Annotated in this window: 22 protein-coding genes and 1 tRNA gene; 13 read left to right on the top strand and 10 right to left on the bottom strand. The window is 54.7% G+C overall.

Annotated features, from left to right (window positions below; all coding sequences use genetic code 11):
- The first annotated feature begins 146 nt into the window (after positions 1-146).
- From AC3B6F_RS08445 to AC3B6F_RS08460, 4 genes are all read left to right on the top strand, one after another.
- On the top strand, positions 147-731 hold the full coding sequence (locus AC3B6F_RS08445) for a DUF1013 domain-containing protein (protein WP_010501648.1): 585 nt from the start codon (positions 147-149) through the stop codon (positions 729-731).
- Positions 732-893: 162 nt separating this feature from the next.
- Positions 894-1,094, top strand: coding sequence for a YdcH family protein (locus tag AC3B6F_RS08450; RefSeq protein ID WP_007281975.1), 201 nt, complete (start codon positions 894-896; stop codon positions 1,092-1,094).
- The gene (purE, locus tag AC3B6F_RS08455) at positions 1,094-1,618 is read left to right on the top strand and encodes a 5-(carboxyamino)imidazole ribonucleotide mutase (RefSeq protein WP_489824013.1); all 525 of its coding nucleotides are present in this window, start codon (positions 1,094-1,096) and stop codon (positions 1,616-1,618) included. The genes AC3B6F_RS08450 and purE overlap by 1 nt, the downstream gene beginning before the upstream one ends.
- A complete protein-coding gene (locus AC3B6F_RS08460) occupies positions 1,615-2,745 on the top strand; it encodes a 5-(carboxyamino)imidazole ribonucleotide synthase (protein ID WP_489824014.1) in 1,131 nt (376 codons plus the stop codon). Before purE ends, AC3B6F_RS08460 begins: the two co-directional genes overlap by 4 nt.
- Positions 2,746-2,752: 7 nt before the next feature.
- Here AC3B6F_RS08460 and radC read toward each other — a convergent pair whose 3' ends face one another.
- Together radC and AC3B6F_RS08470 are read right to left on the bottom strand one after the other, a co-directional pair.
- Entirely contained in the window at positions 2,753-3,511 is a 759-nt protein-coding gene (radC, locus tag AC3B6F_RS08465; protein ID WP_489824015.1) for a RadC family protein, read from the bottom strand.
- Between the two features lie 213 nt (positions 3,512-3,724).
- Positions 3,725-4,456 (bottom strand): JAB domain-containing protein, encoded by a 732-nt coding sequence (locus tag AC3B6F_RS08470; protein WP_489824016.1) that lies wholly within the window; start codon positions 4,454-4,456, stop codon positions 3,725-3,727.
- Here AC3B6F_RS08470 and AC3B6F_RS08475 point away from each other — a divergent pair.
- From AC3B6F_RS08475 to AC3B6F_RS08495, 5 genes are read left to right on the top strand one after another with little or no spacing between them, the layout of a single operon-like run.
- Positions 4,448-6,673, top strand: coding sequence for an ATP-dependent helicase (locus tag AC3B6F_RS08475; protein WP_489824017.1), 2,226 nt, complete (start codon positions 4,448-4,450; stop codon positions 6,671-6,673). The genes AC3B6F_RS08470 and AC3B6F_RS08475 overlap by 9 nt on opposite strands.
- Complete coding sequence (locus tag AC3B6F_RS08480) at positions 6,673-7,578, top strand: 50S ribosomal protein L11 methyltransferase (RefSeq protein ID WP_426066289.1); 906 nt, start codon at positions 6,673-6,675, stop codon at positions 7,576-7,578. The genes AC3B6F_RS08475 and AC3B6F_RS08480 overlap by 1 nt, the downstream gene beginning before the upstream one ends.
- 2 nt (positions 7,579-7,580) lie before the next feature.
- A complete protein-coding gene (locus tag AC3B6F_RS08485; protein ID WP_023942463.1) occupies positions 7,581-8,111 on the top strand; it encodes a GNAT family N-acetyltransferase in 531 nt (176 codons plus the stop codon).
- On the top strand, positions 8,108-9,898 hold the full coding sequence (locus AC3B6F_RS08490; protein ID WP_489824018.1) for a M24 family metallopeptidase: 1,791 nt from the start codon (positions 8,108-8,110) through the stop codon (positions 9,896-9,898). The genes AC3B6F_RS08485 and AC3B6F_RS08490 overlap by 4 nt, the downstream gene beginning before the upstream one ends.
- Positions 9,899-9,941: 43 nt before the next feature.
- A complete protein-coding gene (locus tag AC3B6F_RS08495) occupies positions 9,942-10,784 on the top strand; it encodes a transglycosylase SLT domain-containing protein (protein ID WP_489824019.1) in 843 nt (280 codons plus the stop codon).
- Between the two features lie 11 nt (positions 10,785-10,795).
- Here the strand turns inward: AC3B6F_RS08495 and AC3B6F_RS08500 are convergent, their stop codons facing one another.
- Positions 10,796-10,963 carry a hypothetical protein gene (locus tag AC3B6F_RS08500; protein ID WP_167347224.1) on the bottom strand — a complete coding sequence of 56 codons (168 nt, stop codon included), beginning with the start codon at positions 10,961-10,963 and terminating at the stop codon, positions 10,796-10,798.
- 697 nt (positions 10,964-11,660) lie between these two features.
- Between AC3B6F_RS08500 and AC3B6F_RS08505 the strand changes: the two genes are divergently transcribed.
- Complete coding sequence (locus AC3B6F_RS08505) at positions 11,661-12,029, top strand: hypothetical protein (RefSeq protein ID WP_489824020.1); 369 nt, start codon at positions 11,661-11,663, stop codon at positions 12,027-12,029.
- 101 nt (positions 12,030-12,130) lie between these two features.
- Here the strand turns inward: AC3B6F_RS08505 and AC3B6F_RS08510 are convergent, their stop codons facing one another.
- Positions 12,131-12,352 carry a hypothetical protein gene (locus AC3B6F_RS08510; RefSeq protein ID WP_489824021.1) on the bottom strand — a complete coding sequence of 74 codons (222 nt, stop codon included), beginning with the start codon at positions 12,350-12,352 and terminating at the stop codon, positions 12,131-12,133.
- A gap of 612 nt (positions 12,353-12,964) precedes the next feature.
- Complete coding sequence (locus tag AC3B6F_RS08515; RefSeq protein ID WP_489824022.1) at positions 12,965-13,564, bottom strand: recombinase family protein; 600 nt, start codon at positions 13,562-13,564, stop codon at positions 12,965-12,967.
- A gap of 1,074 nt (positions 13,565-14,638) precedes the next feature.
- Between AC3B6F_RS08515 and AC3B6F_RS08520 the strand changes: the two genes are divergently transcribed.
- The 3 genes from AC3B6F_RS08520 (at position 14,639) to AC3B6F_RS08530 (ending at position 17,320) form a co-directional block, all read left to right on the top strand.
- Positions 14,639-15,229, top strand: a complete 591-nt coding sequence (locus AC3B6F_RS08520) for an HNH endonuclease (protein ID WP_489824023.1) — start codon at positions 14,639-14,641, stop codon at positions 15,227-15,229.
- A 259-nt stretch (positions 15,230-15,488) separates the two neighbouring features.
- The gene (locus tag AC3B6F_RS08525) at positions 15,489-16,919 is read left to right on the top strand and encodes a hypothetical protein (protein ID WP_489824024.1); all 1,431 of its coding nucleotides are present in this window, start codon (positions 15,489-15,491) and stop codon (positions 16,917-16,919) included.
- A complete protein-coding gene (locus AC3B6F_RS08530) occupies positions 16,892-17,320 on the top strand; it encodes a hypothetical protein (protein WP_489824025.1) in 429 nt (142 codons plus the stop codon). The genes AC3B6F_RS08525 and AC3B6F_RS08530 overlap by 28 nt, the downstream gene beginning before the upstream one ends.
- Here the strand turns inward: AC3B6F_RS08530 and AC3B6F_RS08535 are convergent.
- The 5 genes from AC3B6F_RS08535 to gatC form a co-directional block, all read right to left on the bottom strand.
- Positions 17,317-18,888, bottom strand: coding sequence for a hypothetical protein (locus AC3B6F_RS08535; protein WP_489824026.1), 1,572 nt, complete (start codon positions 18,886-18,888; stop codon positions 17,317-17,319). The two genes, AC3B6F_RS08530 and AC3B6F_RS08535, sit on opposite strands and share 4 nt — an antisense overlap.
- 93 nt (positions 18,889-18,981) lie before the next feature.
- A tRNA-Ser gene (locus AC3B6F_RS08540) sits at positions 18,982-19,073 on the bottom strand.
- A gap of 94 nt (positions 19,074-19,167) precedes the next feature.
- Positions 19,168-20,625 (bottom strand): Asp-tRNA(Asn)/Glu-tRNA(Gln) amidotransferase subunit GatB, encoded by a 1,458-nt coding sequence (gene gatB / locus AC3B6F_RS08545; RefSeq protein WP_099182683.1) that lies wholly within the window; start codon positions 20,623-20,625, stop codon positions 19,168-19,170.
- Positions 20,622-22,109, bottom strand: a complete 1,488-nt coding sequence (gene gatA, locus AC3B6F_RS08550) for an Asp-tRNA(Asn)/Glu-tRNA(Gln) amidotransferase subunit GatA (RefSeq protein WP_489824027.1) — start codon at positions 22,107-22,109, stop codon at positions 20,622-20,624. The genes gatB and gatA overlap by 4 nt, the downstream gene beginning before the upstream one ends.
- A complete protein-coding gene (gene gatC, locus AC3B6F_RS08555; RefSeq protein ID WP_023942393.1) occupies positions 22,109-22,396 on the bottom strand; it encodes an Asp-tRNA(Asn)/Glu-tRNA(Gln) amidotransferase subunit GatC in 288 nt (95 codons plus the stop codon). Before gatC ends, gatA begins: the two co-directional genes overlap by 1 nt.
- Positions 22,397-22,403: the final 7 nt, after the last annotated feature.

Raw genomic sequence — 22,403 nt, forward strand, 5'->3', positions numbered from 1 at the left:
GCCCCATATCGTTTTCATTATCGCCGCGCATCCAGCAGGTGCCGCGATTATATCCCGAGCGGGCTTTCAGTTCTCCTCTCCGGGTACGCCAATCGGTGCCTGCGCTTTCGCGGGCCCCTGAAGCGCCCCACAAGGAACGCACTGACATGACCCTGCCTTTGATGCCCAAGGCCACGGCCGTCTGGCTGATCGAAAAAACCGGCCTGACATTTACACAGATTGCTGAGTTCTGCGGCATGCATCCGCTTGAAGTACAGGCGATTGCTGATGGCGAAGTTGCTGCCGGCATCAATGGCTACGATCCGGTCAAGAATCATCAGCTTTCCGAAGCTGAAATCAAACGCTGTGAAGCCAACCCTGACGCCAAGCTCAAGATTCTGTCTTCCGGAAGCCCGGTCAAGCGCCGCGCCAAGGGGGCCCGCTATACGCCGGTTGCGAGACGTAACGATCGGCCGGACGCGATTGCGTTTATCCTTCGTCAGTTCCCGCAACTCACGGAAGCCCAGATCGTCAAGCTGCTTGGCACGACGAAGGACACCATCATCAAGGTGCGTGATCGCCAGCATTGGAACAGTGCCAACATTAAGCCCCGCGATCCTGTTATTCTTGGGCTGTGCACGCAGATGGATCTCAATGCTGCTGTGTCAGCGGCTAATGACCGTCTTGCGCGTGAGGGACATACCCTGCCGGTTGTCAGCGCGTTTGACGCCCACGAAGACGAAGCTCTCTAAGTCAGACGATGAGGATGCAGTGCCTGATGGGGCTGCATCCTTTTTTATTGGCATGGGCTGGAAACAACCTCTGCCTTTTTGCCTGTGATATGGAGACATGATGGTGGACGGAACGACTTCAGTTCTCCATCATGCCCAGACAGAGTTCCGGGACTGACAGCGATGATGACTGACAATAATGCCATGCTCAGACGCCTCCACGAACTGCGGAGCGAGCATCGCGATCTTGATACGGTCATTGAGCGTCTGGTGGACCATCCCCTCAACCAGCTCCAGCTTCAGCGTCTCAAAAAACGCAAGTTGCAGCTTAAAGACGAGATTTCCTGGATCGAGACCCGTCTGATTCCGGATAACATTGCCTGATGAGCCAGATCCTTTCTTCCAGCGAGACCCTTCAAGCCGAGAGCGCCGTGCGCGTTGGCGTCATCATGGGAAGCCAGTCTGACTGGGAAACCATGAGGCATGCCTGCGATATTCTGGATGAACTCGGTATCGCCCATGAACGTCGGATTGTTTCGGCGCATCGCACGCCTGACCGTCTTGCCGACTATGCCCGGACGGCCCGGAGTCGTGGGTTGCATGTGGTTATTGCGGGCGCTGGCGGCGCTGCCCATCTGCCGGGTATGTGTGCGGCGTGGACGTCTCTGCCTGTTCTGGGGGTTCCTGTTGAAAGCCACGCCCTGAAGGGACAGGACAGTCTTTTGTCCATCGTTCAGATGCCGGGTGGTGTGCCTGTGGGAACACTGGCTATCGGTAAGGCAGGCGCGAAAAATGCTGGCCTTCTGGCTGCCTCCATTCTGTCTCTCTCTGATCCTGAACTTGCGGCGCGGCTTGACGCATGGCGCGGCACGCAGACGGCTACGGTTGCGGACGTACCAGTCGAATGACAGTGCAGACGAACGCCGTATTTGAGCCGGGGAGCACGGTCGGGATTATTGGCGGAGGGCAACTTGGCCGCATGTCAGCCATGGCTGCGGCCAAGCTGGGTTATCGCGTTCATATTCTGAACCCTGCTCCGACGAGCCCTGCAATCGAAGTTTCGGCTTCTGCGACGATTGGCTCGTATGATGATCCAGCGGCTCTCGAAGAATTTGCATCCCGTTGTGATGTCATCACATTTGAATTCGAGAATATTAGCGCCGAAGGATTATCGCTTCTGGCGAAGCATCGGCCTGTTCGCCCTGCAGGCGAGATCCTCCGTGTGAGTCAGGATCGTATTCTGGAAAAGACGCGTCTGGCCAAAGCAGGGATCACACTTGCTCCCTGGAAGGCTGTGTCTGGCCCGGAGGACCTGAAATCTCTGGAAGAACTCGGTTTTCCTCTCATTCTGAAGACCACGCGTTTTGGGTATGATGGCAAGGGGCAGTTCCGCGTTGAAAGTGCGGAAGCGCTTTCTGCACTGACAGATCTTTCCTACCCTCTCGTTGCCGAGAAGATGATTGATTTCCAGCGTGAGCTGAGCGTCATGGTCGTGCGTGGTATTGACGGGACCGTGCGGTGTTTTGATACGGTCGAAAACCGTCATCGGGACGGTATTCTGGACGTCACTCTCGCACCAGCCCGGATTATGCCTGATGTGGCTGAGGAAGCTCAGGCGATCGCGATGAAAATTGCGGTGGAACTGGATCTTGTCGGCATCATGGGGGTGGAGTTGTTCCATGGAGCCGATGGCCAGCTTCTGGTGAATGAAATCGCCCCTCGCCCGCATAATTCAGGGCACTGGACGATGGATGCGTGTTTGATCGACCAGTTTGAGATGCACATCCGCGCTGTGACCGGGTTACCCCTACCGCCTGCACGGCGTCATTCCGATGCCGTCATGCACAATCTTGTTGGTCCGGAAGATGTGGCGCGCGTGGCGGGTATTCTGGCAACGGATGGCGCATCGCTTCATCTGTATGGAAAACGTGACGCCCGCCCGGGCCGGAAGATGGGGCACGTTAATACGATTTTTCCTCGTGGTGCCCTGCCGGGTGAACTGGCGCTGGAAGGTCTGCTGCCTTCGCGAGGCTGAAGCAGTTCTAGAGCAGGCCTGTACGCTGAAAGCTGGTGTGGCGGCCATTTCCGATGATGAGATGGTCCGTAAGTTGAATGCCCACCACTTCCAGCGCAGCCTGAACCTGCTGGGTCATCTGAATATCGGCCTGTGAGGGCGTTGGATCGCCGCTAGGGTGGTTGTGCACCAGAACGAGAGAGGTTGCTTCTACTTCTATAGCGCGTCTGGCCACTTCTCTTGGATAAACGGGAGTATGGTTGACGGTCCCGCGGGCCTGAGCCTCATCTGCAATGAGGCCTTGCTGCTCGTTGAGAAAAAGAATGCGGAATTGCTCAATATTCTCACGGGCAAGCCGGGCTGTCAGATAGTCGAGCAGCTTCTGCTCACTATCGAGCAAATCGGCTGTTGGTAACCGTTCCCGGTTATACCGGAGCGCGGCTTCCTGCAGGACGCGGATCATGGGAACCATGTGGTTACCCATGTCCCTGATGCCTGCGAGTTCCCGATTGCTGGCGGAAAGCAGGGTTGCCACTGAACCAAAGCGTTCCAGAAGTGCTGGAACGAGGGTTTCCACTTTTTCTTTGCGGCCCGTAAAAATCTGAACGATCAAGCGTAACAGAGTGTCATCGTCCAGGTGTCGTCCTCGTCCGCTCAGAAGGGCGACAGGGGGCGGAATATGCTCGTCGTTGGTCGTCTGCGGGTTGATGGAGAATGGTACGGTTTGGAAAAGGATTTTTCCTGAGTATTCAGCAAACCCATCATCAGAGGCCGGAGCATTAGTCATTTGTTTTTCTGGCACTGTAAGCCGGAGAAGATCAAGGTAGCGGCGGCCCTCAAAAAAGCTTAAAAAATCGGTAGATTTTTCGAGGGCTGTTTTTCCCTTGGAAAACAGCTATCTAACAGGAAGAGTGTTCCCCGCACACGCGGGGATGAACCGGCGAGACCGTACCGCAGACGCCCATCAATGTAGTGTTCCCCGCACACGCGGGGATAAAACTTACAGGAGGCCTTCCTGTCTGAGGCTGCTGAGAGTTGCTGTTTTGGTGCTGATAAGGACATCATGCAGAACAATGGAGAGTGGCCTGAGAGCGTTTTCCAATGTTCGTGCGGCTGTTGAGAGGGCTGGTGCTCTCAGGGCGGGCTGGACGTGTACGCCGATGATGGCTGTAGCGTGCAGAGCCAGGGCGCGAATGGCGATGGCGCGGTTCAGGAAAGTAATATCTTCCTCTTCGGGGGCAGCTTCATCAGCGAGGAGCCGGTTGCGGTTATCCAGATAGAGGATGCGAAGTTGTCCGGCGACTGCGCCTTTCAATGTCGTTTGAAGGTAGTCTGTCAGTTGTGGCCAGTTCCCCAGAACCGGACGCTCACGGTTTTCAGCGGAAGCAAGGCGTTCTGCGGCGACTGATGGCAGACGAAGGGCGCGGATGGTATCGTCGTTCAGGCCGGCATTTCGTAGATCGCGCGTTGGCGCACGGAAGACGTTGATGAGACTTCCGAAGTGGCTGATGAGGCCCTTGGCAAGAGGTTTCGTGTCTTTGCGCGGGATACCCAGAAACAGCAGCATTTCTAGAAGTTCATAATCCGCAAGGGTTTCGGCGCCGTTGGTTTCGACGCGGGTCCGCATCCGGGCGCGATGTCCCTGCGGCCCAGTACCGCGTGTCAGGTCAATCCGGGAAGATGATGTGTTGGCCATAGGAGCATCACACTCTATATCGGGAGTGTGCCGCAAGACCCTCTCATCCCCACCCCCGACTATCTCTCCCGCCTGAACCCGGAACAGAGACGTGCCATCGAGACCACCGAAGGCCCTCTTCTGATCCTTGCCGGTGCAGGAACGGGAAAGACCCGCGTTCTGACGACGCGTTTTGCCCATCTGCTTTTGACTGGCCGCGCCTATCCGAGCCAGATCCTGGCCGTGACCTTCACCAACAAGGCAGCGCGGGAAATGCGCGAGCGTGTTGGGGCGATCCTTGGCGAGCCGGCGGAGGGGCTATGGCTCGGCACGTTCCACGCCATCTGCGCCCGGATGTTGCGGCGGCATGCGGAATATGTGGGTCTGACGAGCGGGTTCAATATTCTGGATACGGACGATCAGCTTCGTTTGTTGAAGCAGATCATGGAGCCGTTTCGGCTGGATACGAAGCGTTGGCCGCCGAACCAGCTCATGGGGATTATCCAGCGCTGGAAAGATCGTGGTCTGACGCCGGATCGCGTGACGCCTGCTGAAGATACCGATTTTGCCAATGGGCACGCGCTGGCGATCTATCGGGCCTATCAGGTGCGGCTGCGGGAACTGAATACCTGCGATTTTGGCGATTTGATGCTGCACATGGTGGAGATCTTGCGGTCCCAGCCGAACGTGCTGGCGCAGTATCATCGGATTTTCCGCTATATTTTGGTGGATGAGTATCAGGATACCAACACGATCCAGTATCTCTGGCTGCGTCTGCTGGCAAAGCGGGAGCAGGGTCCGTCCAATATTGCCTGTGTGGGGGATGACGATCAGTCGATCTATTCCTGGCGTGGGGCCGAGGTTGAGAACATTCTGCGGTTCGAGCAGGATTTTCCGGGTGCAGCGGTCGTAAGGCTGGAGCAGAATTATCGTTCGACGGCGCAGATCCTGGCTGCTGCTGCGGGGTTGATTGCTCATAATGAAGGGCGTTTAGGCAAGACACTTCGACCGGGACGCGAGGACGCGCAGGGCGAGAAGGTGCAGATCATCGGTGTTCGGGATTCCGATGAGGAAGCCCGGATTGTCGGCGGAGCGATTGAGCGTCTTCACGCCGATGGGCACCCCTTGTCCGAAATGGCTATTCTGATGCGGGCCGGTTTTCAGACGCGGCCCTTCGAAGAGCGCCTGATGACGATCGGTGTTCCTTATCGGATTGTCGGCGGTCTGCGGTTTTATGAGCGTGCGGAAATTCGGGACTGTCTGGCGTATATGCGGGTTCTGTCGCAGCCTTCTGATGATCTTGCGTTCGAGCGCATCATCAATGTTCCCAAACGTGGTGTGGGTGCTGTCGCAGTGCAGAAGCTGCATGGGCTGGCGCGCACCCTGCCCGGCCCGTTGACGGCTGCTGTTCTGACGCAGATTGAACAGGGCGCGCTCAAGGGAAAGTCCAAGGAGGCTCTGACCAGTCTGATGGAAGCGTTCCAGCGTGCGAAAGCGACGCTGGAGACGGAAGGTCAGGTTGTGGCGGTCGAGCAGCTTCTTGAGGATAGCGGTTATCTTCAGATGTGGCGTGATGACCGGTCTGTGGAAGCGCCGGGGCGTCTCGACAATATCCGTGAGCTTTTGCGGGCGATCGGTGAGTTTGCGACGCTTGAGGGCTTTCTGGAACATGTGGCGCTTGTCATGGATACGGAAAGCGAGACGACTGACGACAAGGTCAGTCTCATGACGTTACATGGCTCCAAGGGGCTGGAGTTCGATACGGTGTTTCTGCCCGGTTGGGAGGAAGGCGTTTTCCCGTCTCAGCGGTCTCTGGATGAAGGCGGGAACCGGGCGCTCGAAGAAGAACGGCGTCTGGCCTATGTTGGGCTGACGCGGGCGAGGCTTCGGGCCATCGTTGTTCACGCGGCCAGCCGGCGGATTTACGCGAACTGGCAGGCTTCAATGCCAAGCCGGTTCATCGAAGAAATTCCGTCCGAATACGTTCAGACAAGTGGGCAGTCTCTTGAAAGCCGGCGGCAGGCTGCAGCGGCGCCTTCCATGTTTGCGTCCGGGCCTTTTACGAGCACCCGTCCTTCCGGGATGTCTCAGGTCCCTCGCCCCCGCGTCACGGATGTGCAGCCGCAGGCGAATGTTCCGGTTGGAGCGACGGTTTTTCATCAGAAGTTTGGCGAGGGCACCGTGATTGCGGTGGATGGCAGCCGGCTTGAAATCAACTTTGAAAATGGCGGCATCAAGCGCGTCATGGCAAATTTCGTGGAGATCAGATCGTGATGGCACCCCGCAGCATTGGCCGACGCCATGCCAGTGCGCTTGAAACCCTGTCCATTACGGTGGAGGAGGAATACGTTCCTCTCTTCGAGCAGGTGCTGATGTGCGTCTGTGAGACCGTTGGTATTTTCGAGGCTGATGACGAGCAGAAATACTGGCGCCTCGAAGGGGTTAAGGATATTGGCTACAAGGAAGACGAGCTTGAAAACGCGCTTTCTGTTGCCCGTCTTCTGACAGGCTGTGATGCTGAACTTGTTCGGGAAGCAACCGAGGCAGAGGGCTGGCTTGCGCGGACGTATGAGTCCTTTCCGCAGCAGAATGTCGGCAAGCGTTTTGCCATTCGCGGCACGCATCTGCATGGTGCCCCGGACCAGTCCCGCCTGACCATCACGCTGGATGCAGGTATCGCGTTTGGTTCGGGTGAGCATGGCTCGACGCGGGGTTGTCTGCGCGCTCTGGAAATGGTGGCCTACCGCAAGCCTCGGCACATTCTGGATATGGGGTGTGGGTCGGGCATTTTGGCTATGGCGGCAGCCAAGCTGCTGCATCGTCCCGTCCTGGCCGTTGATATCGAGCCATGGTCTGTTCGGACGGCGAAGACCAATGCCAGGTTGAATGGCCAGGGTAATTTGCTGGATTGCCGTTTTGGTAATGGCTGGAATACCAATCAGGTGCGAGTCAAGGCGCCGTATGATCTGGTGTTTGCCAATATTCTGGCGCGTCCGCTTTGCCGGATGGCGCAGTCTCTGGCCCTGAATCTTGCTCCGAACGGTACCGCTATTCTGGCTGGACTGCTTTACACGCAAGCCAATATGGTTCTGGCAGCGCACCGTCGTCAGGGATTGGTCCTTGAACGGTTATTGCGCGAAGGCGACTGGGCGACACTGATCCTGCGCAAGCGAGGCTGACAATGGGGTTCGTGATCCGGGACGTTCAGGATGAAGATCTGCCTGCAATCCTGCGGATCACGAATCATGCGATTGCCCATACGGATGCCCTGTGGATCAGCACACCATTCACGCTGGAGCAGCGTCAGAAATGGGTTTCGGATCGTCTGGCTCAGGGGTTTCCGGTGTTCGTGGCTGTGAGCGAAAACGGTGACGTTTGCGGGTATGCTTCCTATGGGGCTTTTCGCGCTTTTGAGGGCTACGCCAAGACGATTGAACACTCAGTGTATGTGGATGTCGATCATCAGGGGCGAGGTCTCGGGCGCATGTTGTTGGCCCGATTGATCGATCATGCCAGACAGGCCGGTTTTCACGTCATGGTGGCCGGTATTACGGCTGGTAATGAGGCCTCGGTTGCCCTTCATCGCCAGTTTGGTTTTCAGAACAGCGGTATCTTACCTCAGGTGGGACGAAAAGGTGGACGTTGGCTCGACCTTCTCTTCATGACGCTCTGCCTTGAGGCAGTATTCGAACCGGAAAAGGATTTTCCATGACCGTTTCTTCTATTCCCCTGAATGAGCGCCCTGCCCTTGTTCGCAAGGCTTGTGAAGCTCTGGGAGTTGCAGGGTTTATTATTCCTCGTGGAGATGAATATCTCGGGGAATATGTGGCTCCCTGCTCTGATCGTCTTGCCTGGCTGACGGGCTTTACGGGAAGTGCGGGTCTTGCGGTTCTTTTGCTGGACGCAGCGGCTGTGTTTTCCGATGGTCGTTATACGGTTCAGATGGAAGAGCAGGTTCCGCATGAGCTATGGGAGCGGCGACATGTGACGCTGGAACCGGCTTCGGATTGGCTGGCGGAGAAGGCAGCCGGTTTGCGGGTTGGCTACGATCCGAAGCTGGTCAGTCGTTCCATGCTTGCCGCATGGGCTGCGCCGGGCGTTGAACTGGTTCCATTGGCGGTTAATCCGATTGATCAGGCCTGGATGGATCGGCCTTCTGCTCCGGCAAGCACTATTGTTGAGCAACCGCTGTCGCTTGCAGGGGAAAGCGGTACGAGCAAGCGGGAGCGCCTTGCAGCCTTTCTGACGCGTTCGGGTCAGGACGCCGTTGTGCTTGCTGACTGTACCTCTATTGCGTGGTTGCTGAACATCCGTGGGAATGATGTGCCCCTTACCCCTGTAGCGCATGGTTATGGCATTCTTCATGCCGATGGCAGGGCAGAACTGTTTGCAGATCCTGCTCGCCTTAAGAGCGGTCTGGTCGATGTTCTAGGTGCAGATGTTACAGTCTATACGCCGGAGCTGCTTGAAGGGCGTTTGGGTACGCTGGCGGGCAAGATTGTGCGCCTTGATCCGGTGACGACGCCGGTGTGGTTTGAAACGACTCTGAAAGCTGTTGGCGCCAAGGTTGTGGATGGCAATGACCCGTGCACCTTGCCAAAGGCCGTCAAAAACAGTGTGGAGCAGGAAGGGTCACGCCGGGCGCATAAGCTGGACGGGATTGCGATGGCGAGGTTCCTGCATTCGCTGTCTACCTCTGCAGCCGGTCAACGTGAGACGGATCTGGTCTACCGTCTGAACGGCTTTCGTGCCCAGTCTTCTGATTATCGGGAGCAGAGCTTCGACGCGATTTCTGCGGCGGGACCGAATGGCGCGTACCCACATTATCGTGCGGAAGTCGGCAAAGACCGAGTTCTGGCGCAAAACAGTGTGTATCTGATTGATAGTGGTGGTCAGTATCCGTTCGGGACGACGGATATTACCCGCACGCTATGGATCGGGCCTGATGCCGCCCCGCAGAGCATTAAAGAGAATTTCACGCGTGTTCTGAAGGGAAATATTGCGCTTTCGCGCGTGCGCTTCCCGCCCGGTACAACGGGGCATCGTCTGGACACTCTGGCGCGTGCTGCGCTGTGGGAAATCGGGCTGGATTACGATCATGGGACAGGTCATGGAATCGGCAGTTATCTGTCAGTTCATGAAGGGCCGCAGAACATTTCCCCTGCTCCTCGGCCAACGGCCCTGGAAGCGGGTATGATCGTTTCCAATGAACCCGGATATTACGAGCCGGGTGGGTATGGCATTCGTATTGAAAACCTGATGCTCGTAAAGCCATCAGCTTATCATGGCGCCAAGGGTGTTTTCCTCGAGTTCGAGCTCTTGAGCTATACGCCGATTGACCGCGAACTTATTGATGTGACGTTGTTGGATGATGCTGAACTGGCGTGGCTGAACGCCTATCATGCTGAAGTTCTGACGCGTGTTGGACCTGATGTTGAAGCGGATGTTTTGGGTTGGCTTGAAGATGCCTGTGCGCCTGTTCTGAGAAATAACGCCTGATCTGGTAAGCGTTTCTTCATATTTGCCGGTCATATAGAGCATTATGACCGGCAAAACGCTTCTTCTGCTCTTCTGCATTGTTCTGGGCTTGCCGAAATTGGGGCATGCTAATGACTGGAATGTGGCGGGCGCTGTTTGTCACGAGGCGGTTGCTGATGCCGAGCGAAATACAGCTATTCCGTCTGGATTGTTAAACGCTATCAGTTATGTGGAAAGTGGTCGCCGCGATCCGCTATCGGGTCAGATCGTAGCATGGCCTTGGACGGTCAATGCCGCAGGACGGGGATATTTTTACGGTTCAAAAGCAGAAGCTGTTGTCGCAGTAGAAGAGTTTCGACGGGTAGGAATCGTTTCGATTGATGTAGGGTGTATGCAGATCAATCTGCATCATCATCCTGACGCGTTTGCTTCGCTTGAAGAGGCATTCGATCCGTTCAGAAATGCTCGTTATGGAGCCCTGTTTTTAAGAAATCTTTTCAGTCAGTTTCACGACTGGTCTGCTGCTACTGCGGCCTATCATTCACTGACCCCCTCTTTAGGTGCTGAATACAAACAGCATGTGATGGCTGTCTGGAATGGAAAGCCTGATACGTATCGCCCCCCTGACTTCCTGCCTCAGGTTGTCATGACGGGCACAGGCCCGAGGGTCCTTATGCCGGAACCGACGTGGCATTCACCCAGCCATAGCCAATATGCTTATCCTCATCCTATTCCGGCCCCGCAGAGAATTCAGGGGGGAGAGGTAGGACGTGTCGTTTATGGGCCCCCACCTCGTGTCATCAGGCGACCTGAAAACTCTGGAAGCAATGTGTCTGGCGCAGGCCGTGGCCGGGACCTGATGTCTTACAGGGCCGCGCCTGTCCGATTGGCCTGGCGCCAGAATTAGAAAAACCGATGTCAGTTATGTGGTGCTGTCCACCGGTTCTGCTTGTAGCCTGAGTATGGTCCGGGTGTATCCCCCTGGCGCCAGTGCGTTCGGTCTGTCCGGTCATGGTGGTGATGGTCGACGCAGGCTGTCAAAGACAGGGCAAGCAGTACGGGCCCCAAGAGCAGATGGAACCTCATGATGTTTCTCCGTTAAAGGCCGGCCGGATATAAGCAGGCCGACGATAACGTCTCATCTGGTTCAATGTTGCGGAGGAAAACCTGTCAAAAGATGATAGAGGTAGAGCATCAGGCGATATAGCCCTTTCAACAGCTCCCAAAGATCACGAAAGATCTCAAACGGATCGAAATTTCCACTGAAAGACAGCTCGGATTATCCTTTGAAAAATGTGTTTCTTGGTAGTGTTTCGGATCGTGAGATTGGTTCCGCTACGCTGATTTGTTTAAAATTTACTTCGGTGCGAGATCTCACATCGCGGCCCTTATCCTCGCTATAAGCAGGCTGGCATGCCTCATCAAGACATTCCGTGTGACGCCTGGTTTCAATAAGGCTTCGCTTTGTTTGTTTCTAAAAGCGGTAAGTTTTTTTGCCTAAAATAGTAATATTCTGCTCTTAAATTTAGGCTGTACGATGTTCTTTGATTGACAGATGTTTATCTTTGGTGAGCGCAATTTTTCTTGATAAGAAATATAATCCTAAAATTACAATAACTACTTTTGTTGTGATTTTGGTTTGGAAAAATATTGTATAAATATTTTATAAAAAGATAATTAAATGTTTCATAATTGTAGATCTTTTATTAAATACCTTACGGTGGGATTTTCTATCGGTATACTGGGAGCTTGCACAGTCACGAGTTCTGGTAATGTAAAAACCGTGAGGTTGAACGTTGCAAAAATAAAAGCTTATGGAGATGCAGGCTTTAACGCTGTAACAACAATCCTGTCCATCGGCGCAGTCTCTTCAGTGATTGGTTCTTCATCTGTAGCGGCAATCGAAACTGCCAGGGTAGCGTTGCAAGATGCTTTGACTGAATTTTCAAATTCAGCGGGATCGAATGTCATAATTACTTATGACAGTACGTCTTTCAAGAGTCAGATTGATTCTATTCTGGAAGGTTTGCAGAATGTTGCGGCGTTGCTTGGGAGTGTTTTGTCTCGGGCATCATCTATGACTTCTGGCTCGATCTTGGCGAACGCTAGCACGACTGTATCTGCCTTAAAAAACGGTTTTGTCTGTTTTTGAAGGTGTGCTTGGCATTGTATCTGTATCTGCTCCGCTTATGACGGAGGAGCAGGCCTTCCGAATTTTGCATGTTTCCCTATGAGTGCTCGTGTTCATCTCTATTATTTTGTGAGGAAGTTTGGGGAACTGATCTGCTGGCGGCTGTCATTCAGCGCAAGAGATGCAATCGTTCCGTTAAGCATACTATTCACGCTCTCGATAACCAGATCTCTAGGGCTATCAGAAGCACCTGTCTGATTGTCGTAGAAGTTATCGCTATCGGAGGCAGATCCAATCTCTCGCCGGACTTCTAACGCCTCAGCGACCAAGTGGTCTTCATTCATCCAATCGGGCACATCAACGTCTTGAAGAGGTGCAAGGCCAGCACCTACCAGCTTTCTATTCAGATCCCGCCTGATTTCCTCAATAGCGGTGTTACGAAGTCTGAGAGTTTCTCTGTGTGTGAATGTCTGGAGAGATTTGAGGATATTCCGGCGGATGCCTGTGTTTGATCCCAGTGCCTTGTCAGCGTCTGTCCTGCGCTCTTCCGGGATGCGGAACCGGACATATTAGAGTCCATACCGGTTCGTCAGATTAGCCATATCCATGCCACCTTCTATCAACGAAGGCTGGCCCGAGCCATAGCACCAAGAGCGACGTGAGACGCTTGCAGTGCTTGTCACCAAGGGGACGCTAGACCAGTGACGCAGCGTTAATGTGAAGTGACACTCACTCTGGCTAACAACCGCTTGATTTTCTAGGGTAAATTAGAAAGTGGCGGAGGGGATGGGACTTTCCGCTATGAATATCAAAAATCGCAGAATATCAACAAAAATTAGTCAAAAACCACTACCGACAGAGCCTCTTCCGTGTTGGTAGTACCGACAACCGAAGTCCAAACTATCTCAGGAGGATAGTGAGGAACGCAAAACAATCAAAGACTTTGCTTCCTGTTCCTATGCTTCTTTCACGGTGTTTGTCTGTTTGTGGGGCTCCTTTAGCTTCCCAAGGCACCGATAGACACTTGTGCGGCCCATGCCGAGCTTCTCAGCGATCTTTGATGGGCTCATGCCTGAGGCTGCCAGAGCCTTGACCTCTTCTGTCTGATTGCGTGCTGTGGGTTTGCGTCCGAGGTATTTGCCATCAGCCTTTGCTTTGGCGATGCCTTCAGCCTGCCGTTCCTTCATCAGATCCCGCTCGAACTCTGCGACCGCTGCAAGCATGGTGAGCATCAGCTTGGATGTGGGGTTGGTAGTATCGAGTGTCATGCCGGACATGGACAGGATCACCAGACCACAGCCCTTTGCCTTCACCTTCTCCACATAGCCCAGAAGGTCCGAGGTCGAGCGTGCAAGACGGTCTGGCTTTGTGACCACCAACACGTCACCTTCCCGCATGTGGTCCAGAGCGGCTTCTAGCTGGGGCCTGTGAGTGGATGCACCGGACACCTGCTCTGAGAAGATGCGTTCACACCCATGATCTGTCAGGTCACGGCTCTGGGCTTCCAAACCTGCAAGCTGCTCAGTCGTGCTGGTGCGGGCATATCCGATCTTCATGGTCAGGCGTCCATATGTTCCAAAAGGTCTAGACCCTTTAGCGGGATCGTTCCAGAACGTCAATATGGACCCTAATGGAACATATAACTGTTCCACGCCCATCGTTCCGATAGACCTTGCCCTATTGGGACACGAGAAATGAGCGAACATAAAATGTCCCCTAATCCGATTGGGGGGCGCTTTCCCAGAGCTAGGGACTCCTAACGGGCCACCGTGAGCCATTTCAGCACCTGCTCGACCTTCAAAAATCCGGGGTAAAGCTCAGGTTGATTTTGCTGTTCGATGGAGACGAGCGTTGTTGATCCCAGAGAAACTAGAGAGATCCCGGAGAGGCACTTGGTCGGCATCCCACTGTTTCACACAATGTTTCACAGGGCAACTTTAGGGTCCCATAGAAGATAGTTTAGGTTTCTCAAAAAATGGCAGTTTTTCGCCACGAATAGGGTGTTTTCTGCTCTAAGCGTACCTAATAGGTGAACACACCTCCCCCAGCCCTATAGAGATCCTAAAAAGATCCCTGAGGATGAGGAGTGTGCGGAAGCACCGAGAAAGAGGGGCGCTTGTGGCGTCCAGACGCCTTGTCGATGCCTCATCGACTTTCCAGCACTTGGAGACCTTCAGATCTCTCTCTGGAGATTGGTTTTCTCCAGCATTTACCCACCCGCTCAGGTGCTTGGTGTCGTCCCGACGCCTAGTCCCCCTCTGGGCCTCAAAAGGTATTCTTGAGATACCGCAGAAGACCGCCGATTTCCCGGTGTTTTTGGGCAAATGTAAACCCCCTATGATTAATACATCCAAAGCGGCTCTCAGTTTCTTTGTTCAACACACGTCTCTGAGAACTCAATAGCCGTTTATTAGGACAAAAACGGTCCTTTTTAATCGCCCGAGTGCCTCGCTTGTCACCCTCCAAGCTCCCTCAAAATAAATGACTGCCCAGCGGTGAACCCGCTTTCCTCCGTCCATAGACAGGGCGCAGGGGTGGTCGTTCCTTTTGAGGCTCAAGCAGCAGAGCGGTGAAGTGCCCGAGCACCACCAGAACTCACAATCCTCCCATATATAACTCGAAAGGACCCGATGAACCCTGACGCTCATTTCTCAAACTCGCCCTTTCACGGGCCCGGCGCTGACAAAGCGTCTGCTAGAAAACTAGCCTCCACAAAGTGTCCAGACGCCACAATCGACAGACTACTGGCCAGAGTGGACAAAAATGGTCCGCTGCATCCGACAAAGCCTGAGAAGGGACAGTGTTGGATCAGTGGGTATCGGAAAGTCGGAAACGGCTATCCCCAGATATATAGCCACAGACCAGATGGCACCAAGTCTCAGCAATACACCCATAGAGTAATGTGGGAACACCTCAACGGGCCAATCCCCTCTGACATGGTGGTGATGCACACCTGCGATAACCGAGCGTGCTGCAATCCCGATCACCTAGAGCTGGGCACTCAGGCCGATAACGTCCGCGACATGATGAAGAAAGATAGAGCCCGACTTGGGAAGAGACTGTCTTTGTCAGAGATCGGACGGATCAAAGCACTGAGAGCCGCAGGGTCCACTATCGTCCAGATTGCCAAGATAGTGAGTAGAGACCCCAACACTGTTCGCAATGCTCTCCGCCAACAGGCTAGCCCAGAGCAGCCTGATCTCTTCGGCTTTCCAGCGTGATCTCTTCACCAAGCGAGCGGATACTTTCAGGTTCTTTAGAATAGCCTGAAGAAGAGGGAGTGTGCGGAAGCACCGATAGAAAGGAAGCTTTTCAAGATCCTTGTAGGCAATCCTGAGTGAGATGTGCTCCCGCACACTCCTTCTTCTCTCAAGCATCTCTGAGGTGGTGCTTCCGCACTCACTTCTTCTTCCCTTGGCATTATGACCTCTGAAGCCCATATAGACACCCTATAGGGTATAAGTAGAAAGATTTCGGACATTGTGTGAAACCGTACCAGCTTCAAACACGACTAAGCTTCGCCTCGGGTTCTCTCCGCCTTCACATCCCTATGAGGCAAAGGAACTGCAACAGGCAAAACCTTTCTCTCTTGGCCGCATCCCGAACACAGAAGCCGCTCATGCCCTAGTAGCCCGGATTGCCGAAGACATTCGCCCTCATCTTGGAAAGCGGGCCAAAGCGACCATAGGAGCTCGTGACAAAGGCAAGGAGAGACGTATCAACGAAACGGGCATCATACTCGCCGGGCTTCTTTGGCGAGGCATGACAGGCACTTGGTCGGCAGTTAATCAAAGTCCAAGTTCGTGGTTTTGGAAAGCGTCTCGCCAACTCCCCATGAAACATGGAGCTTTCTGGACGAAGATCAAAGCCATGATGGTATTAGGTCTTTTAGAGAATGTTCCCGGCAAGGCATATGTAGGCATCTTTGGTGATAAACTGGGCTATGCAGCCCGCTTGCGACCATCTAAGCGGCTGCTGGACTTGGCTCATCAATATCGCTGCACTCCTGAAAACGCAGCGCATGACTGGAAATTGGTAAAGCCAGCACCTGTTGAACCGCTGAGTGCTCAGAAGCTTGTGGTTTTCAGTACCGTCCCACGCAAAAAGAACGGTCGGGTAGACGCATCAAGCAAGCAGGTAATCGATATTCCGGTTGGATGCGAGGATCTTCAGGAGTTCATGCAGGCTCTGACACAGGCCATCGCAGGATGTACATTCACAGGATGTGCGGAACCTGTCTTTCAGGCCAGCTTCAGTGGGCGACGAGAGTTTGGTGGGCGTATATATGCTCAGGGAGCCGACAATTATCAGACACTGACCAAAGCTGAGCGAAAACAGATCACCATTAATGGTGAGCCCGTAGCAGAGTTGGACCTGTCCGCATCGTTCCTGTCCATCGCTTTGGCTCTTCTAGGTCAGCCTGCTCCTGAAGGCGATCCTTATGCTCTTCCGGGACTGCAAGAAGCTCATCGGGATGCAATCAAACATTGGTTTGTCAGGATTTGGCAGGTGGGAAGAGCATCTACAAAATGGTCCAAAGAGACACCTTTAGCCATTCAGAATAGTATCTCTGCTAAAGCGATTACCGGCCCGGCGTTCGAGCGTTATCCCTTCCTGAAGAAGTTAAAGACCATTGTACCCGAAGAACTAATGGAAAGCGCAGGAAAGCCAATGGAGAACTGGGCAGTCGGGCAATATCTAGTTGGTATGGAAGCTTCCATCATGCGGGAGGCAATGAATGCCATCATAGACGCAAAGGGTATTGTCCTGCCAATGCATGACGGCCTCATCGTGCCTCGTTCCCAAGTAGAGAGTGCTTTGACTGCTGTGAAGCAAGCCTGTGTAAATCGCTTAGGCAAGAAATACCAGTGGAAGTCCAATAAATGGCAAAGCCAAAAGCCCCCAAAGTGAAATGGAGACTTGAAGATGCTGAGAACCGCCTCTGGGAAGTGGGGATAGAAGTCTCCACTATTGAGAAGATGCCCAGCGGCTATGGTTCAATCATCAGGACCCGTGATGGCCGGATAGTGTGTGTCTATGACACGGGCTCTCTAACCTGTCAGGGCAAGCTGATGGCTGATACAAAGCTCCTGTTTGAAGAGCCACCTTCCAGTCTCTTGAACGCCTCCATAGGAGCTTCCTCAGAGTCTGTGGAGAGCTTTTCTATGTCTGGCTGCACCAACCCGCTTGAGGAACCTAAAGCGCCTTCCAGACCCCTTGGTGAGGCGTATTCCAAGGCGTCTGGACGCCCCAAGAGCCGGGTTATCACCTTGGATGGAGCGAACCCTGACGAAGTGATGCCTTGGGACTAGATAGCGCCTCTCACAGCTTCAGGTATTCCCTTCTCCACCATGCCCAGAATTGCCCGGCTATAAAGGTCCCATCCGAGATCCTTTGCCGCATAGGTGTTTCCGGCAAGTGATTTGGACTCATGCCCGATCAGGCGATCCCGAACCATCTCTGTGCAAGCTGATGCACCATTGGCATTGGCCTGCTCAAAGAAGGTGATGAAGCTCCGTCTGAAGCTGTGGAAGTCCACAATCTTGTCAGACTCTCTCCCCAATACCCACCGGCGAAAGTCAGGAAACCTCTTGGCGAAATAGTAGCCACGTTTCATCCCCGGTCCGCCGGGCACGCAATCCGGGAAGAGCGGAGCGTCTGTGTTCCCCTCTCCAGCCTCTCTGAGGCGTCTTGCAATGATAGGCTGAACGAGTGGATGGAGAGGGATGCGTCTGACAGAGTTCTTTGTCTTGGCTTCCTGATTGGTCACCTGGATGCCCCAGAGTTTCCCTTCAGCTCCATCCCGATTGAGGATGCGTCCCACAGTGAGAGTGGCGAGTTCGTTCTGTCTTGCGCCTGTGAAGAGAGCGAGGCGCATCATATCGCTGATAGCCGGACCCCATGCCCATTTCTTGCACTTGGCTGGGTCTGCCTGAAGGAGCTTTAAGAGTTCGCCTTCAGTGAAGGGGCGAACGTCAGGCTTCTGCTTCCCTGCCTTCCTCTTCAGCCCGGCGGTAGCACCTACCCATGGGTTCGGGCCTTTGAGGATGTGCTTCTGAATAGCAAAATCCCACATGACCTTCAGGGGCGAGATGCGGCTTCCTACGGTATTGGCACTCAAGGCATGCTCATCCATGAGCCATTCAGAGAAGCCGCCCAAGACCATTTCAGGCACCTCCTCGACTATCTGGGTACGCAGGAAGCCTATGAGATCGTCAGGCTCTCCAAGGCCCTGAGAATGAGCCAGATAGCGGGAGAAGTGATTTAGGGTGGCGCGGTCTAACGATATGACGGAATGAGACGCATAGCGTTCCCTGTCCTTCATCCACCGATCCAGCAGCAGGGAGAAAGGTGTCTGGTTTCCCAGAGCGATCTCTTTGAAGTGAACCCGGTATTGATCTCCGTCTTTTCCTACCTGATTTAGTTCCTGAGCCCGGTCTTCAAGCAGGCTGTCCATGCTCTCGATAACCCGATCTCTAGCGCTATCAGAAGCACCTGTCTGATTGTCGTAGAAGTCATCGCTATCGGAGACAAAGCCAATCTCTCGCCGGGCTTCTAACGCCTCAGTGAGTAGCTGGTCTTCATTCATCCAATCGGGCTGCCAATGGCCGTGGATAGGCAGGAAGCCAGCCTTCACCAGCTTGGCGTCCAAATCCTCTCGCATCGCTGCAAGGGCCTTGTCGCGCCTCCTGATGGCTTCTTTAGCATCTTGGGTTCCAAGAGATCGGATCACTTCCTGCTTGATGCCTGATGCGGTCCCGAAAGCCTTCCCGGCATCCGCCCAGCGATCACGCGGAATAGACAGTCGAGCAGACCATGTGAGGCCACCTGTCCGCCTCAAGCCGTGCATATCATCATCTTGTAGAGCCTTCTTGGTCATGGAAGGACTACCGATGGGGTGCTACCAGCATGGTAGTGGACTACTACCGACATGTGGTCATAACTGACTGATTTCATTGGTATTTTTGAAAATTGGCGGAGGGGATGGGATTCGAACCCACGATACGACTTACATCGTATAACGGATTAGCAATCCGCCGCCTTCAGCCTCTCGGCCACCCCTCCGCTCTGAAACGCGATTTTTACATCGCGTTTGCAGGAGCGTTCTTAGGGGGGAACGGCGTTGTCGTCAAACCCCCTAAGACACTTTTTTTACGTCTTATTCTGAAAGAAGCTTTTTCAGCATTTCGTTGACCAGAGCCGGGTTACCTTTTCCTTTCATGGCCTTCATTGTCTGGCCCACGAAGAAGCCAAACAGTTTGTCCTTGCCGGATTTGTATTCCGCAACCTTGTCAGCATTCGCCGCGAGGATTTCGCGGATGGACGTTTCGATCGCTCCGGTATCCGTAACCTGACGCAACCCTTTGCGTTCAACGATTGCAGAAGCCGATTCGCCGGTTTCTACCATATCTTCAAGGACTTCCTTGGCGATCTTTCCATTGATCGTGGAGTCCGAGATTAGAGCCAGAAGTTCGCGCAGGCCTTCTGCGCTGACTGGACTGTCCTCAATGGACCGACCAGTCCGGTTTAGGGCTGCGAAGAAATCTCCGAGCATCCAGTTCGTGGCCAGACGGGCATCTGCCCCCTTCGCAACGGTCTCGTAGAAGTCGGCGACGGCCTGCTCTGCGGTCAGGACGCTGGCTTCATAACGGCTGACACCGTAGTCCTGCTCTAGACGTTCGCGCTTGGCTTCTGGCAGTTCCGGGAGGGCGGCTTTCAGCTCATCAACCCAGGACTGTTCGATGACGAGCGGCAGAAGATCCGGGTCCGGGAAGTAGCGGTAGTCGTGCGCGTCTTCCTTGGAACGCAGCGAACGTGTTTCGCTGCGGACGTGATCGAACAGGCGTGTTTCCTGATCGACTTCGCCACCAGCTTCCCAGATTTCGATCTGGCGCTGTGCTTCGACTTCGATGGACTGCATGACGTAGCGGATCGAGTTGACGTTCTTGATCTCGCAGCGGGTCCGATATCCCTCCTCACCCGGCTTTCGCACGGAGACGTTTACGTCTGCACGCATGGAGCCTTCTTCCATGTTGCCGTCGCAGGTGCCAATATAGCGCAGAATCTGGCGCAGTTTGCGCAGATAGGCGCCAGCTTCTTCCGGCGAACGGATGTCCGGCTCACTGACGATTTCCATCAGCGCCACGCCTGCGCGATTCAGGTCGATGAAAGAGCGTGTCGGGTCCTGATCGTGAACGGACTTGCCTGCGTCCTGCTCCAGATGAAGGCGCGTGACGCCGATTTCACGGGTGCTTCCGTCTGCCAGATCGACCAGCACCTTGCCCTCACCCACAATCGGATGAGCGAACTGGCTGATCTGGTAGCCGGTTGGAAGATCGGCATAGAAATAGTTCTTGCGATCAAAGCGGCTGAACAGATTGATCTGTGCATTCAGACCAAGACCCGTACGAACAGCCTGCGCGACACATTCCCGGTTCAGAACAGGCAGCATGCCCGGAAAGCCTGCATCAATCAGGCTGACATGTGTGTTCGGCTCGCCGCCATAAGAGGCGGATGCGCCGGAAAACAGCTTGGCGTTGCTGATGACCTGGGCATGAACTTCCAGCCCGACGACGATTTCCCATTCGCCGGTGTTGCCGGTGATACGATAGCTCATGCCGACACTCCTGCATGGATGGCGGGTCTGTGGGTGAAGGACGCAGCCTGCTCAATGACGTGGCCAGCGGCGATCAGTGTTTCTTCGTCGAAGAACTTTCCGATGAGCTGAAGTCCAAGCGGCACGCCCTGTGCATCGAGACCAGCTGGGACGGACAGAGCCGGAACGCCTGCCATGCTTGCCGGGACAGTAAAGACGTCGTTGAGATACATCTGCACCGGATCGGTCGGCTTCTCGTCCTGCGCGAAGGCACCGGAGGGCGCAGTCGGCGTCAGGATCACGTCTACATTTTCGTAGGCGTTCAGGAAGTCCCGCTGGATCAGCGTACGAACCTTCTGAGCGCGCAGATAGTAGGCATCGTAGTAGCCAGACGACAGAACATGCGTGCCGATGAGGATACGGCGCTTCACTTCCTCGCCAAACCCTGCGGCGCGCGTGGCTTCGTAAAGTGCATCCAGCGAGGAGCCATTGACGCGTTCACCGAACCGAACGCCATCATACCGTGCCAGATTGGACGAAGCCTCTGCCAGTGCAGCGATGTAATAGGTCGGGAGACCGTACTTTGTGTGCGGCAAGGAAATATCGACGATTTCAGCGCCAGCCGCCTTCAGCCAGTTGATGCCCTGCTGCCAGAGTGCCTCGATTTCCGCAGGCATTCCCGGAGCATGATACTCCTTGGGAATTCCAACGCGCAGGCCTTTGACGCCGCGTGTCAGGGCCGCTTCGTAATTTGGAACGGGTGTATCGACGCTTGTGGAATCCCGCTCATCGAAACCTGCCATGGATTTCAGAAGAATCGCGCAATCCTGAAGGTTGCGAGCCATCGGGCCAGCCTGATCCAGCGAGCTTGCGAAAGCGATCGTGCCGAAGCGGGAGCAGCGGCCATAGGTCGGCTTGATACCAGCAATGCCTGTGAAGGCGGCCGGCTGACGGATCGATCCGCCTGTGTCCGTGCCTGTTGCGCCCAGGACCAGACCCGCAGCCACAGCTGCGGCAGAGCCACCAGAAGAGCCACCAGGAACCAGCTTGGCATCAGAGCCATTGCGCTTCCACGGGTTTTCAACCGGACCGAAAGCGGAAGTCAGGTTCGCGGAGCCCATGGCGAATTCGTCAAGGTTCAGCTTGCCCAGAAAGACTGCACCGTCACGAAGCAGGTTGGACGTGACCGTGCTTTCGTAGGGGGGGACAAAATTGCCCAGGATCTTGCTGGCAGCAGTGGTGCGGACGCCATTCGTGCAGAACAGATCCTTGATGCCGAGCGGGATGCCCGTTAGCGCTCCGCCCTCACCTTTCGCCAGAGCCTCATCGGCAGCCTTGGCGGCTGCACGGGCCTGATCAGGCGTGCGAGTGATGAAGCTGTTGAGGCGGCCGTCCAGACGCTCAATGGCATTAAGATGAGCGTTCGTCAGTTCAACGGCGGAAATCTTACGGGCCTTGAGGGCGTCCCGGGCAGAAGCCAGCGTAAAATCATGCATGCTGGACATTATTCGACCACCTTCGGAACCGTGTAGAACGGACCTTCACGGTCCGGAGCGTTGGAGAGCACGTCATCACGGCGATTACCGTCCGTGACGCGGTCTTCTCGCAGGCGCGGCTTGGCTAGGCCCGTGCCGATCATGGGCGGCACATCCGTGACATCCACTTCGTTAAGCTGTTCCACCCAGTCGATGATGGATCCCATCTCCTTGCCGAGAGCGTCAACCTCTCCCGGTTCGAGACCAATTCTCGCCAATCTGGCGATGCGCGTGACCGTTTTCGCGTCGAGCGACATGAACATT

The sequence above is a fragment of the Gluconobacter sp. ESL1110 genome (assembly GCF_058107395.1).